This is a genomic window from Mycobacterium sp. ITM-2016-00316, assembly GCF_002968335.2.
In the GTDB taxonomy this organism is placed as follows: Bacteria; Actinomycetota; Actinomycetes; order Mycobacteriales; family Mycobacteriaceae; genus Mycobacterium.
Genome location: NZ_CP134398.1, coordinates 1,672,379 through 1,686,948, shown reverse-complemented (window position 1 = coordinate 1,686,948; position 14,570 = coordinate 1,672,379). Strand labels below are relative to the sequence as shown.

At 67.5% G+C, this 14,570-nt stretch carries 10 protein-coding genes; all 10 read left to right on the top strand.

Annotation, left to right across the window (positions count from 1 at the left end; all coding sequences use genetic code 11):
- The first annotated feature begins 4 nt into the window (after nt 1-4).
- The 10 genes from C6A86_RS08115 (at nt 5) to C6A86_RS08070 (ending at nt 14,567) form a co-directional block, all read left to right on the top strand.
- Nucleotides 5-1,036, top strand: a complete 1,032-nt coding sequence (locus tag C6A86_RS08115; RefSeq protein ID WP_105366694.1) for an isopenicillin N synthase family oxygenase — start codon at nt 5-7, stop codon at nt 1,034-1,036.
- A gap of 86 nt (nt 1,037-1,122) precedes the next feature.
- Entirely contained in the window at nt 1,123-2,616 is a 1,494-nt protein-coding gene (locus C6A86_RS08110) for a sodium:solute symporter family transporter (protein WP_105366693.1), read from the top strand.
- Nucleotides 2,617-2,621: 5 nt separating this feature from the next.
- The gene (locus C6A86_RS08105) at nt 2,622-3,338 is read left to right on the top strand and encodes a TetR/AcrR family transcriptional regulator (protein WP_105366705.1); all 717 of its coding nucleotides are present in this window, start codon (nt 2,622-2,624) and stop codon (nt 3,336-3,338) included.
- A 144-nt stretch (nt 3,339-3,482) separates the two neighbouring features.
- Nucleotides 3,483-3,887 (top strand): molybdopterin-binding protein, encoded by a 405-nt coding sequence (locus C6A86_RS08100; protein WP_105366692.1) that lies wholly within the window; start codon nt 3,483-3,485, stop codon nt 3,885-3,887.
- Nucleotides 3,884-4,636, top strand: coding sequence for a molybdate ABC transporter substrate-binding protein (gene modA, locus C6A86_RS08095; protein ID WP_396834930.1), 753 nt, complete (start codon nt 3,884-3,886; stop codon nt 4,634-4,636). Before C6A86_RS08100 ends, modA begins: the two co-directional genes overlap by 4 nt.
- A complete protein-coding gene (locus C6A86_RS08090) occupies nt 4,633-5,445 on the top strand; it encodes an ABC transporter permease (protein WP_105366690.1) in 813 nt (270 codons plus the stop codon). The genes modA and C6A86_RS08090 overlap by 4 nt, the downstream gene beginning before the upstream one ends.
- Nucleotides 5,442-6,527 (top strand): sulfate/molybdate ABC transporter ATP-binding protein, encoded by a 1,086-nt coding sequence (locus C6A86_RS08085; protein ID WP_105366689.1) that lies wholly within the window; start codon nt 5,442-5,444, stop codon nt 6,525-6,527. Before C6A86_RS08090 ends, C6A86_RS08085 begins: the two co-directional genes overlap by 4 nt.
- Before the next feature lie 3 nt (nt 6,528-6,530).
- Nucleotides 6,531-8,465 carry a potassium transporter Kup gene (locus C6A86_RS08080; protein WP_105366688.1) on the top strand — a complete coding sequence of 645 codons (1,935 nt, stop codon included), beginning with the start codon at nt 6,531-6,533 and terminating at the stop codon, nt 8,463-8,465.
- A 79-nt stretch (nt 8,466-8,544) separates the two neighbouring features.
- On the top strand, nt 8,545-8,784 hold the full coding sequence (locus tag C6A86_RS08075) for a CsbD family protein (RefSeq protein ID WP_105366687.1): 240 nt from the start codon (nt 8,545-8,547) through the stop codon (nt 8,782-8,784).
- A gap of 350 nt (nt 8,785-9,134) precedes the next feature.
- On the top strand, nt 9,135-14,567 hold the full coding sequence (locus C6A86_RS08070) for a glutamate synthase-related protein (protein WP_105366686.1): 5,433 nt from the start codon (nt 9,135-9,137) through the stop codon (nt 14,565-14,567).
- Nucleotides 14,568-14,570: the final 3 nt, after the last annotated feature.

Sequence of the window (14,570 nt, the reverse complement as noted above, 5' to 3'; positions counted from 1 at the left end):
GATTGTGAACAACGACTTCACCGACATTCCGGTACTGGACGTCTCGGGGTTGCTCGACGCGTCCGGCCCCGGCTACCGCACCGCGGTCGATGCGCTCGGCGCTGCCGCCCGCCACATCGGTTTCGCCCAGATCGTGGGCCACGGCGTCGATCCCGCACTGTTCGAGGCCCTGCTGGAACGCACCAAGGCGTTCTTCGCGCTCCCCGACGCCGACAAACAGCGCGTGCACATCGCCAACTCCTCGAATCACCGCGGCTATGTGCCACCCGGGGAGGAGATCTTCTCGGCCGGCACGGTCGATGCCAAAGAGGCGTTCGACCTGTCCATCGATCTGCCCGCCGACGACCCCCGCTACCTGGCGGGTCACCCGCTGCTCGGCCCCAACCAGTGGCCCGAGCTGCCCGGCTTCAGAGAGGCCGTGACCGCCTGGTATGACGCGGTTTTCGCGCTGTCCCGGATCCTGCTGCGGGCCTTCGCGGTGGCGCTCGACGAGCCGGCCGACCGTTTCGACAGGTATGTCACCGCGCCGCCGTCCCAGCTGCGGCTCATCCACTACCCGTACGATCCGGCCGCCGCCGACCGTCCCGGGATCGGCGCACACACCGACTACGAGTGCTTCACCCTGCTGCGGCCCACCGCACCCGGACTGGAGGTGCTCAACGCCGCAGGCACCTGGGTCGACGTCCCGCTCATCGACGGTGCATTCGTGCTCAATATCGGTGATCTGCTGGAGATCTGGACCAACGGCGAGTACGTGGCGACCAGCCACCGGGTGCGCAAGGTCGCCGAGGAGCGCTACTCCTTCCCGTTGTTCGTCAACGTCGACGCCGACACCGTGGTCGCGCCACTGGACGCCTTCCTCGGCGGCGACGCGGGTTCGGCGAGGCCCACCGTGGTCGCCGGTGATCATCTGTTCGCCCAGACCGCCCAGAGCTTCCGCTATCTGCAGGACCGGGTACGCCGAGGGGAGGTGACGATGCCCGAGGGTGCCCAACCGCTGGACAGTTTCGGGCGAGATGCGTTGCTGCATCGGTAGTTCTGTCCCGCGGTATCCGCTCGTCCGGCAACGGCGCCGTATCCCTTTCACTTCCTCAAACCTCCTCCCCCCTTTGGAGTTCCGCCATGATCATCACCGGCGTTGCCATATTCCTGCTCATCCTCACCGTCAGCGGTGTGGTCTCCGCGCGACGGGTGCGCGGCGACTGTTCGAACTATCTGGTCGCGGGCCGTGCCCTGCCCGCCGCGCTGGTCGCCGCGGTCCTGATCGCGCAGCCCGTCGACTCCAACGCCACCATCGGCAATGCCGACCTGTCGGCGGCGTTCGGATTCTGGGCCGGCGCCGCACTGCCGATCGGTCTGGCCCTGTGCCTGCTGCTGATGGGGTTGTTCTTCGCCAAACGCATGCGGACCGCCGACGTCGTGACGCTGCCCGAGTACTTCCGCAACCGGTTCGGCCGGGCCACCGAGGTCGCGTCGTCCTACCTGACCATCGCCAGCTTCATCATCCTGCTGGCCGGCAACCTGGTGGCCATCGGCTTCCTGCTCGAACGGTTCGTCGGCGTCTCCTATGCCTACGGCATCCTGCTGACCATCCCACTTGCACTGCTATACACCATCACCGGTGGCATGTTCGCCAGCGTCTACACCGGCGTGACATGTGTGATCGTCAACATCATCGGGGTGGTGTCCCTGGTGACCTGGGTGGGCACCACGCACGGTTTCAGCGCGCCGGAGGGCATGGGCGCCGGTGATCTGGCGCAGCTCACTTCCAGCGAATCCGGTGCGGTCATCAACTGGGCCACCATCATCGCGCTCGGCCTGGGCAACCTGGTCGCCATCGATCTGATGCAGCGGGTGTTCTCCGCCCGCACTCCCCGCGGCGCCCAGAACGCCTGCTTCGCCGCGGCGGCGGGCATCCTGATGCTGTGCATCCCGCTGTCGTTCGTCGCGCTGGCCGCGGTGAGCATCGTCGGAGACGCGGCCGCGGACGGGCCCATCCTCTACACCCTGCTCGCCCAGTACGCCCCGGTGTGGCTGGCCATCATCGTCATCTCGGGTCTGCTCGCGGCCACCCTCACCACCGTCAGCGGCATCCTGCTCGCGACGGCGGCGGTGCTGGTGCGCAACGTGTTACGCATCGACGCGGAGGCGCCGGTGATGACACCGCGGGTGCTTCGGGCCACTCGGTGGGCGACGCTGCCGATGGCCGTCCTGGCGGGCGTGGTCGCGCTGCGGGTGCCGCAGACCGGCATTCTGCTGACACTGTCCTTCGACCTGCTGCTGGCCAGCCTGGTGGTGCCGTTCATCCTCGGGCTGTACTGGTCGCGTGGCGGCGCCGCCGCGGCCGGCGCGGCCATCGTGGTCGGGATCGGGGTGCGGCTGACGTTCTTCGTGCTGACCCCGACCATCTACGGCGTCGACAACACCCTGTTCTACGTGCCGAATGAGTGGGTGACGACGGCGGCCGACGGCTGGAGCACCCTGCTGGCCGGTGCCGCGTCGCTCATCGCCTACGTGGCGGTCGCCGCATTCACCTCGCGGCCCGTCGCGCCCGTGGCGGCGGCCGAACCGGAAGACCAGCCGGCACCGGCCGTGCTGACCTCGGCCCAGTCCTGAGCAACATCCCGCACGTGTCGATCCTGCCCACCTGGCAGGATCGACACGTGCGCACCCCCGCGAGTGGCCGTCCCCGACTGGAGGAACGTAAACGGCCGGGCAAGACCGCCCGCGATGAAGTGCTCGATGCCGCCGCCGAGCTGTTCACCACCCTGGGGGTGGCCGCCACCTCGACCCGGCAGATCGCCGAGGCCGTCGGGATCCGCCAGGCCTCGCTGTATCACCACTTCCGCACCAAGAACGACATCCTGGCGTCGCTGCTCAGCGGGACAGTGGTGTCCTCACTGAAGGCCGCTCACCAGTTGCGCGAGCGGTCCGAACCCGCGGTGGTGCTGTTGCACGCGCTGAGCTACCTGGACTGTCGGCTGCTCTGGGACAGCCCGTGGAATCTGGGCATCCTGTATCTGCTGCCCGAGGTCCGCGATCCGCAGTTCGACGAATTCCACCGGCAGCGCACCGAATTGCGCAACGCCTATCACGACCTCTCGCGCCGTGTTCTCGCCGAGCTGGATCCACCGGCACCGGACACCCTCGACGTCGGAGTCGACGGCGATGTGGTGTTCCGGTTGGTCGAGACGCTGCCCAACCTGCGGGTCGACGGGCTCGGCGTGCCGAATCAGCCGGAGCGTACCGCCGATCTGGCCGTGCATCTGCTCGGCTGGCGGGGCGACTGGGAGGCGCTGCGCGCGGCGTCACGGGTGGTGGCCGACGAGGTGCGCTGACCGACTCTGCGCTGAGGGCGCAAAAGTGCGTGTGGGCCGCACCCTCGCCGCAGAGTCAGCGAGAGTTTGATTGAAACCGCGAACCAAGACGGTATAGGTTCATCTGACCGCATTTGCGGCGGTTTCGATCGATGGGAGGCGCAGATGCCGGACATCCGCATCAGGGATGCGGCCGCCCTGCTCGGGGTCAGCGATGACACCGTGCGCCGGTGGATCGACGGTGGAGCCTTGGCGTCTCACAAGGACGATGCGGGGCGCAAGGTCATCGCCGGTGATGTCCTGGCCGAATTCGTCCGTGAGCAGGCCTCCCCGCCGACCGACCCCACCGGCGCCAGTAGCTCGGCCCGCAACCGGCTCGTCGGCCTGGTCACCAAGGTGACCTCCGATCGGGTGATGAGCGAGGTTCAGATGCAATGCGGGCCGTTCACCATCGTCTCGCTGATGAGCACGGCCTCGGTCGAACAACTCGGCCTGGAGCCCGGGGCGCTGGCCGTCGCCGTGGTCAAGGCCACCACGGTCATCGTCGAAACCCCCGCAGGGGCCTCGTGAAGCCGCTGGCCGCCGTGCTCAGCGTTGCGGCGCTGCTCACCGGATGCTCACCCACCGCCTCGGATGCGCCGTCGTCGGCCGCGGTCACCGTCTTCGCGGCGGCGTCGCTGAAGACGAGTTTCACCGAGCTCGGAGCCGGCTACGAGGCCGAGAACCCGGGAACCACGGTGACGTTCAACTTCGCCGGTTCCGCGGATCTGGTGGCACAGCTCGCCCAGGGCGCGCCGGCCGATGTGTTCGCCTCGGCCGACATCGACACCATGACCAAGGTCTCCGATGAGGGACTGGTCGCCGGTTCGCCGGCGAATTTCGCCGCCAACACGCTGACGATCGTCACCCCGCCCGGAAACCCCAAGGGCATCGCTACTTTCGCGGATCTGGCCAAGCCCGGCACCCAGGTGGTGGTGTGCGCGCCGCAGGTGCCGTGCGGGTCGGCCACCGAGAAGGTCGAGCGGGCCGCCGGTGTCGAACTGTCCCCGGTGAGCGAGGAATCCGCCGTCACCGACGTGCTGGGCAAGATCACGTCCGGGCAGGCCGATGCGGGGCTGGTGTATGTCACCGACGCCGCCGGCGCCGGGGACAAGGTGACCGCCGTCGCGTTCCCCGAATCCGCCGAGGCGGTGAACACCTACCCGATCGCCGTGCTGAAGGATGCCGCCAATCCGCAAGCAGCACAGGCTTTCATCGACCTCGTGACGGGGCCGGCCGGGCAGGACGTGCTCACGAGTGCGGGCTTCACCGCGCCGTGACCATCGCCCGGCGCCACGGCGCACTGATTCAGGTGGGTCTACCGGCCTGGATCTACCTGCCCGCCGCGCTCGGCGCGCTGTTCGTGATCGCGCCGCTGATCGCGATCCTGTTGAAGATCGACTGGCCCCGCTTCATTCCGCTGATCACCTCCGAGTCATCGCGGGCGGCACTGGCGTTGAGCCTGAAGACTGCCGGCGCCAGTACGGTGGTCTGCGTGCTGATCGGTGTGCCGATGGCACTCGTGCTGGCCCGCGGGCAGTTTCGCGGCCAGTCCGTCCTGCGCGCCCTGGTGCTGCTGCCACTGGTGCTGCCGCCGGTGGTGGGCGGTATCGCGCTGCTGTACACCTTTGGCCGGCAGGGGCTGCTCGGCGAGTACCTCGATCTGTGGGGTGTCCGGATCGCCTTCTCCACCACGGCGGTGGTGCTGGCCCAGTCCTTCGTGTCGCTGCCGTTCTTGGTCGTCAGCCTCGAAGGCGCGCTGCGTTCGGCGGGCACCGGCTACGAGCACATCGCCGCCACGCTCGGCGCCCGGCCCACCACCGTGCTGCGCACGGTGACCCTGCCGCTGGTGCTGCCCGGTCTGCTCTCGGGCGCGGTGCTGGCGTTCGCCCGATCCCTCGGCGAGTTCGGGGCGACGCTGACGTTCGCCGGCTCACTGCAGGGCGTTACCCGGACGTTGCCGCTGGAGATCTACCTGCAGCGCGAGTCCGATGCCGACGCCGCGGTCGCGCTGTCGCTGCTGCTGATCGTGGTGGCCGCGGCCATCGTGATCGCCTCGGGCACCCGCCGGCTGGCGGGCCCGCTGTGAGCGGGGTGCGGGTGGCGGCCCGCCTGGAGCAACGCGATGTCGAGTTCGACGTGTCTCTCGACGATGGCGAGGTGCTGGCCGTGTTGGGCCCCAACGGCGCCGGGAAGTCGACGCTGCTGATGCTGATCGCCGGTCTGCTGCGACCGGACACCGGGCGCATCGAACTCGGGGACACCGTCCTGACCGACACCGATGCGGGGACGTTCCTGCCCACCCACGCCCGCGGGGTGGCCATGTTGTCGCAGCAGGCGATGCTGTTCCCGCACATGAATGTCACCGCCAACGTCGGCTACGCGCCGCGGTGCCGGGGCCTGTCGCGCCGCGCGGCCCGCACGGCCGCCCGGCGCTGGCTCGCCGCCGTCGGCGCCGCTGACCTGGCCGACCGCACACCCGCCGAGTTGTCGGGCGGGCAGGCGCAGCGCGTGGCGCTGGCACGAGCCCTGGCCGCCGAGCCGGCGCTACTGCTGCTCGACGAACCGATGGCCGCCCTCGATGTCAGCGCCGCCCCGGCGATGCGCCGCCTGCTACGCGAGGTGCTCGGCGACACCGGCCGCACCGCGATCATCGTCACCCACGATCTGCTCGACGCCCTGGCCATCGCCGACAAGGTCATCGTGGTGGACAGGGGGCGCATCGTGGAGCGCGGTCCGGTCCGCGAGGTACTGACCACCCCGCGCAGCGAGTTCGCCGCGACCATCGCCGGAGTCAACCTGGTATCTGGCTCCATCACCGAGCCCGGAATCCTCCGGACATCCTGGGGCGCTGATCTTTCCGGCATGTCCGAGCTACCGGTCGGTGCACCCGCGATTGCGCTGTTCCGGCCGGCCGCGGTCGCGGTGCACCTGAGTGCTCCGCGCGCCAGCCCGCGCAATGTCATCGCGGTGACCATCACCGAACTCGACATCCACGGCACCACCGTGCGGGTCCGGGGCGTCGATCCCCGCGATGACCGCACCGCGCTGGCCGCCGATATCACCGCCGCGGCGGCCGCCGAACTGGATCTGGAGCCCGGCAAGAGCGTGTACTTCGTGGTGAAAACGCAGGAAGTGCAACTTCATCCGGCGCTGGCACCAATGATGTAGGGCATGCTCGAAGACAAACCCGTAGAGAGCCCGGCGGCACCCGAGATCCGGCCGCTGCGTCCGGCCATCATCGTCGGCGCGCTCGGTGTGGTCTTCGGCGATATCGGCACCAGCCCCATCTACACCCTCCAGACGGTGTTCAACCCGGCCGATCCGCATCCGGTGCCGCTCGACGAGGCGAACGTGTATGGGGTTGTCTCCCTGATCTTCTGGTCGGTCATGCTGATCGTCACCTTCACCTACGTCACCCTGGTCATGCGTGCCGACAACCACGGCGAGGGCGGCATCATGGCACTGATCACGCTGCTGCGGCGCGGTGCGAGCACCCGGGGTCACCGGACCGCCATCGCCCTCGGCTTCCTGGGACTCTTCGGCGCAGCCCTGTTCTTCGGTGACTCCATGATCACGCCCGCGATCTCGGTGCTGTCGGCGGTCGAGGGCCTCAAGACCATCGAACCCGACCTGAAGGACTGGGTGGTGCCGATCACCGCGGTGATCATCGTGGCGCTGTTCAGCGTGCAGCGCCACGGCACGGCGGTCGTCGGCCGGTTCTTCGGACCCGTGATGATCGTCTGGTTCGTCGCGATCGGTGCCTGCGGAATCAGCGGCATCGCCGCCAATCCGGGCATCCTCGCCGCGCTGTCACCGACCCACGCCATCGCGTTCCTCAGCGGGCACTTCCACATCGCCTTCTTCGCGCTGGCCGCGATCGTGCTCGCCGTCACCGGGGCCGAGGCGCTGTACGCCGATATGGGGCATTTCGGGCGGCGGGCCATCGTGATCGGCTGGCTGGGCCTCGTGCTGCCGGCCTGCACCCTCAACTATTTCGGCCAGGGTGCGCTGCTGCTGCACGACGACAACGTGCACACCGCGCCGTTCTTCTTGCTCGCCCCGGAGTGGGCGCGGCTGCCGTTGGTCCTACTGGCCACCGCGGCCACGGTGATCGCCTCACAGGCGGTGATCACCGGCGCCTTCTCGGTGGTCTCGCAGGCCGTTCAGCTGGGATACCTGCCCCGGCTGCGGATCACGCACACTTCAGCGAAGGCCATCGGGCAGATCTACGTGCCGTGGATCAATTGGGTGCTGATGGTCTCGGTCATCACGCTGGTGTTCGCGTTCGAAACCTCCGCGGCGTTGGCCTACGCCTTCGGCATGGCGGTGAGCGGCACCATCACGATCACCACCTTGTTGTTCATGTATTACGCACGCCAGCAATGGAAGTGGCCGCTGTGGGTGCTGGTGATCGGTGGCGGCGCGCTGCTGGTGGTCGACCTGATGTTCTTCGCGGCGAACCTGACGAAGTTGGTGCACGGCGCGTGGCTGCCGCTGGCGATCGCCGTCTTCGCGTTCACCGTGATGACGACCTGGCAGCGCGGCAGGCACCTGGTGACCGACTCGCGGCGGGCGATCGAGGGACCGCTACGCCCGTTCATCGACGAATTGGCCGACCGTAGGCCCCCGCTGGCGCGCGTGCCCGGCACGTCGGTCTTTCTCAACCGCAGCGATGACACCACCCCGCTGGCCATGCGCGCCAACGTCGAGCACAACCATGTCCTGCACGAGCACGTCATCATCGTGTCGGTGGAGACGCTGCCGGTGCCACGACTGTCCGAGGACCAACGGATCACGGTCGACACGCTCGGGTACCGCGACGACGGCATCGTGCACGTCACGGTGCACGCCGGCTACATGGAGCGACCCGATGTCCCGGCGGCGCTGCGGATGCTTCCGGCGACACTCACCGAGGGCGGCGTCGATCTGGACCGCGCGTCCTTCTTCCTGTCCCATCTGGAGTTGGTCCCCGGTGACAGCACCGACATGACGGGCTGGCGCAAAAGGCTCTTCGTGGCGACGTCGTTCCTCACCGCCGATGCCGCCGGCTATTTCCACCTGCCCCAGGATCGGACGATTCTCGTGGGATCCCGGATGGAAGTGTGATCTGGAGCTTCTCTGATTGGGCCGTCGATCTTGTGGGTACCAACCATGCCAGCGATCAACATCAACCTGGAGGTATCCGATGGCTGACAGTGGACCCGAGAACGCCGTGAGCGGCATTGTCGAAGACGTCAAGGGCAAGGCCAAGGAAGTTGCCGGCATCGTGACCGACAATGACTCCCTGCGCGAAGAAGGCAAGGCTCAGCAGGACAAGGCCGACGCGCAGCGCGATGTCGCCAAGAAGGAAGCCGAAGCCGAGGCCGCGCGTGGCGCAGCCGGCGCCGCCGAGGCGCGCCAGGAGTCGGCGGAACACGCGAAATAGCACCAGACCGAAACGATGGGTCCCGCTACCGGCGGGGCCCATCGTTTCGCGGCTGATCAGTCGCGCGCGATTCCCCCGCGGCGCACAGATCACCCCACCAGACTTTCCGGAGCGGGTAGCTCCAAGCCCATGGAACGGCCCCGGTGTGTTTCCCGGGGCCGTTCCGATATCTTGTGGGTTCCCGCAGCGCGGCGGCCAGGGCTGAGCCCCTCACCAGCATGTCCTTAGGCTAGGCTAAGCTCTTCGCGAGCACCGAGCCTGCGGTCACCGCATGGGCCGAGCGGGATCCCTCAGCGTCGAGAACCCATGCGGTGCGATCTGTGCATCTGCAGCGTTGAGGAGGTCACCGGGTGGCGGGGCTCCATGATCCGGATCTGGAAAAGAACAGCTGCGGCGTCGGCTTCCTGACTCGCAAGGACGGCCGCCAGACCCATGACGTGATCCAGATGCTGCACGACGCGTTGTGCGCTGTGCCGCACCGCGGCGGCATGTCCTCCGAAGGTGTCGGCGACGGCGCCGGCGTGAACCTCGACCTCTCGGTCCGCTTTTTCGCCGATATCACCGGCGTCGCCGACCTAGCCCTCGGACAGTTCGGCGTCGGCAACTTCTTCCTGCCCAACGACCCCGACTTCCACTCCGAGGCCGAACGGGTCATCGAAGACGCATTGACCGCCCGCGGTCTGCGCATCTTGGTCAAGCGCGATGTGCCGGTCAACAACAGGGCCATCCGCCCCGCCGCCATCAAGTACCAGTCCCCGATCCGGCAGTGGATCTTCACCGCCGAACGGCTGTCCGACAAGGTCATTCACGAAGCGCTGATGGCCATCGAGGCGGTCGCCTACACCCGGGCGGAGCTGTCGGGCCTGTACCCGTTGTCGCTGAGCGCCCGCACCCAGGTGCTCAAGGGCCGGCTGAACTCGAACGAGGTGGTCCCCTACTTCGACGATCTGTCCGATCCGCGGATGGAAGTTCATTCGATGTTCTTCCACACCCGGTTCTCCACCAACACCGCACCGAACACCACGATGGCCCAACCGTTCCGGTTCATGGCGCACAACGGCGAACTGAACACCGACAAGAAGAACCGGCTCTCCGACAATGCCATCGCGCTGGCCCGCAACCGCGCCATCATCCGGCCGGTCGGCCAGTCCGACAGCTGTCGCCTCGATCAGACCCTGCAGAACCGGGTCCTGGAGGACGATCTGGATCTGGTCACTGCGGTTGTCGCGATGATGCCGCCGGCCTGGGAGAACGACACCACGCTCTCCCCGCAGGTGCGGGCCATGCTGGAGTACTTCAGCCTCTACGAGGAGAAGAACGACGGCCCGGCAGCGCTGATCTTCGGTGACGGCACCTACATCGGGGCCCGGTTGGACCGCCTGGGACTGCGGCCGCTGCGCACCGTGGAGACCGACGAGTATTTGGGCGTCATGTCCGAGGCCGGGCAGGTGAACTTCGCTCCGGGCCAGGTCACCAAGCGCGGCCGCATCGAGGCCGGCGGAATGTTGTACTACGACCACCGCGAGCAACGGTCCTACGGCACCACCGAAGCCCTGGAAATGCTTGCCGCCAAACATGATTACCAGGACATGCTGGCCGTGGCGCGGGTGAATCTCGCCGCTCTGCCCGCCGTGCCGCCGGAGAGCCAGCTGTCCCCCGCCCGGTACAACGGTGACCTCAACCGACACCAGCGCTACGTCTGCTACTCGATGAGCCAGGAAGACTTCAAGTTCCTGATGGATCCGATGCTGACCACCGGGCAGGAGAAGATCTCTGCGATGGGCTACGGCGCGGCCATCAATGCGCTGTCCAACCACGAAGGCGGGATCGCCCGCTACTTCTCGCAACGCTTCGCCCAGGTCACCAACCCGCCCCTGGACAGCATCCGCGAAGCGGACGGGATGACCCTGCGGGTCGCGCTGGGCGCCAAGCCCAACAGCGGTGCACAACCCGCACCGCAGATCGTGATCCCGTCACCGATCCTCGGTCACCTCGACATGCTGAGCATCCGCGATCAGCAGCACACCCCGGTGCGCCGCTTCGGGATGCGTTTTCGAGTGGACCTGCAGAACCGGCAGGCCAATGCCGATGCGCTGGTCGCCGCCATCGACGCCTTGTGCGATGACATCGAGGGCTACGCCCGCGAGACCGGCGGCATCGCCGTCATCTCCGACCGGCACATCGAGACCGGCCTGGCACCGATACCGGTGATCATCGCCGTCTCGGCCATCAACCAACGTCTCATCGAACAGGGCCTGCGACTGCGGGTTTCGGTGATCGCCGAGAGCGGCCAGCTGGCGTCCTCGCATCACATCGCGACGGTCCTCGGGTTCGGCGCGTCCGCGGTGTACCCGCTGGCGGTGCAGATGCGCGCCGAGGAGAAGTTCGGTCCTGATGAGACATTGGTGACCGCCGCCTACCAGCGGTTCGCCAAGGCCGCCGAGAAGTCCCTGATGAAGACCATGGGCCGGGTGGGTCTGTGCACCGTGGAGAGCTACATCGGCGGCGAGTTCTTCGAACCCAGCTACCTGGACACCGGAGATCCGGTGCTGCACCGCTACTTCCCCAACGTGGTGTCCGTGGTCGGCGGTGTCGGATTCGACACGCTGGCCGCCGCTGTCGCCGAATGGCACCACCACGCGCTGTCGGTCACCGGCGAAAAGGATGTGCCCCTGCTCGGTTTGTTCAAGGAACGCGCCGAGGGTTCCGGGCACTCCTACGGCACCACCGCTGTCCGGGGTTTCGTCGACATGACCGAGGAGGCCATCTCTTTCGGTGACGAGGGGCGACCGGAGAACCCGGACATGACCGATCCGGCGTTCCTGCGGTCGCTGCCCCTGCACCAGCTCGAGGGTGCCTTCGGCCTCGACGATGAGGCCTACCAGCACAACAGTTTCGAGGAGATGACGCCGCGGGCGATCAACAGCTTCGACATCACCCCGGGCTACCGGCACTTCGTATTCGCGATGAACGCCGAGCGTGCCCGCCGGCCCGCCGCCCTGCGCGATGTCCTGGCGTTGCCCGCCGACGTCAACTTCCTGCACACCGCCGACGAGTTCCGTTCCGAGCTCGGACAGTTCGCGCGGTTCGGCAACAACAGCTTCCAGGTCCGTGGACTGACCTGTGTTCGGGTCGGTGACGAGTTCACGCTGCGCCTGAGCCACAGCGCGCAGCGCCTGGAGGCCTTGGCGGAGTCCCTGCTGCGCCGCTTCGGCGCCGATATCGTCGACCACGAGGTCGACGTCGACCGGCTGTGGATCCGCGCGCAGGGCGCCGCCCGCGACTATCTGGCCATGGTGCAGACCGCGCCGGACTCGATGCCGCTGGCCGCGGTGCAACCCGCCAGCGAGATCGCGGCAACGCTGACATCCGGCGCCATGAGCCACGGTGCCCTGGTCGCCTCGGCGCATGAGGCCGTCGCGCACGGCACCAACATGGTGGGCGGGCTGTCCAACTGCGGTGAGGGCGGCGAGCACATCACCCGGTACGGCACCATCCGTGGCTCCCGGATCAAACAGTTCGCCTCCGGCCGGTTCGGGGTATGGGCCGGCTACCTGGCCGACCCGATGCTGCGCGAACTGGAGATCAAGATCGGCCAGGGCGCGAAACCCGGCGAGGGCGGGCAGCTCCCGGCCCCCAAGGTCACCGTGCAGATCGCGGCGGCCCGCGGCGGGACACCCGGGGTGGAACTGGTCTCTCCCCCACCGCACCACGACACCTATTCCATCGAGGACCTCGCCCAGCTCATCCACGACTGCAAGGCCGCCCGGGTACGGGTGATCGTCAAGCTGGTCTCCAGCGAGGGCATCGGCACCATCGCGGTGGGCGTCGCCAAGGCCGGCGCCGATGTCATCAACGTCGCCGGCAACACCGGCGGCACCGGCGCCGCGGCCGTCACCAGCCTCAAGTACGCCGGGCGTTCCGCCGAGATCGGCGTCGCCGAGGTACATCAGGCGCTGGTGGCCAACGGGATCCGGCAGAAGGTCGTGCTGCGCTGTTCGGGCGCACACCAGACGGCCAGCGATGTCATCACCTCGGCACTGCTCGGGGCGGACAGCTTCGAGTTCGGTACCACCGCGCTGATGATGCTCAAGTGCGTGATGGCCAAGAACTGCAACATCAAGTGCCCCGCCGGTTTGACCACCAACCCCGAGGCCTTCGACGGAGACCCGCGCGCCCTGGCGCAGTATCTGCTGAACATCTCGCACGAGGTGCGTGAGATCCTCGCCACGCTCGGCATGCCGTCCCTGGCGGCTGCCCGCGGCCGCAGCGACCTGCTTCATCTGCTCGATCACCCGTCGAGCATCGGCCGGCTGGACCTGCGCGCCATGCTGCAGGTCGCCAGGGGTTTCGTGCCCGAGGATCCGATCTACATGGAGAAGGACTACGCGGTCGACGACGCGTTCCTGGGCCAACTCGATCTCGACGGTGTCGAGATGGCGCCGGTGGTGTTGACCAACCAGAACAAGAGCGTCGGCGGGCAGCTGGCAATCGATATCGAACGCAGGCTGAACCATCAGGACGACACCGGGGCTGCGGTCGTGACGGATGTCCGTGGGCGGCGCTACCTGACCCCCGACAGCGTCGTGATCACCACAACCGGATCGGCGGGCCAGAGCTACGGGGTGTTCTGCAACGACGGTATGGCGATGACGCACACCGGAACCTGCAATGACGGCGTCGGCAAGAGCCAGTGCGGCGGCACCATCGCGGTGCGCTCCCCCGGCGGTGGATCGACCCTTCCCGGCGGCAATGTGCTGATCGGCAACTTCGCCCTGTTCGGCGCCTCCGGCGGCCGGTTGTTCGTCGAAGGCGAGGCCGGTGACCGGTTCGCGGTGCGCAACTCCGGGGCCACCGCGGTGGTCGAGGGCGTCGGAGAGTTCTTGTGCGAGTACATGACCAACGGTGCGGTGTTCAACATCGGTGGCTTCGGTAAGGGTGTCGCCAACGGGATGAGCGGCGGCTTCCTCTATCAGTACGACCCGGATGCCGAACTGGCCGCCAAGGTCAGCGCCGACTCGGTGCTGCTGGCACCCATCAGCGAGGCACCCTTCCACGAGGTCGCCGCCCGCACGATGTTGCAGTGGCACCTGGAGGCCACCGGATCGGCGAAAGCCGCTGCTCTGCTCCAGGATTGGGATGTCACGCGCCTCCAGGTCAGCTATGCGATGCCGCGGGCGCTGCTGCAGTACCAGGATGCCGAGGCGATCCTGGCGGCCAAGACGCGCAAGGAACTGCTCGACGAGTTGGCCTCCGCGCTGGCCGGTTACCAGGTGCACAAGTTCAAGCGCTCCTACCGCCACGGGCAGACGGTGCTCGACGGTGCGGTGCCCGGTTACGGCGAAACGGACACCGAGACCATGTTCGCGCTGCTGAACACCTACACCGTGCTGAACATGGCGCAGCGGCTGGCACTCACGCGACTGCCCGGGGTCACCGATGTCGCCGATCCGCGGGTCGCCAAGATGGTGCGCAACCTGGTGCTCACCGAGGACTTCTTCCTGATCCAGAAGCTGCAACGCTTCGCGCGGGAGGCCATCGACGATTTCAGCGACGAGAACCTGGCCGTGTTCATCGCCGACAAACGCATCACCGATTACAAGGATGCGCTGGCGCAGCGCAACGTGTTGTCGATGGACAGCCTGGGAACCTACGGCTGGATCCTGTATCAGAACGCCAAGAACGTCGACATGATCGGCCGCCTGCCCTCGTTCGAGGAACTGTTTGCCGCGCAATCGGTTCCGGATGTGGTGGCGTCCCTCACCTCGCTGGAGAGCGCGTAACCC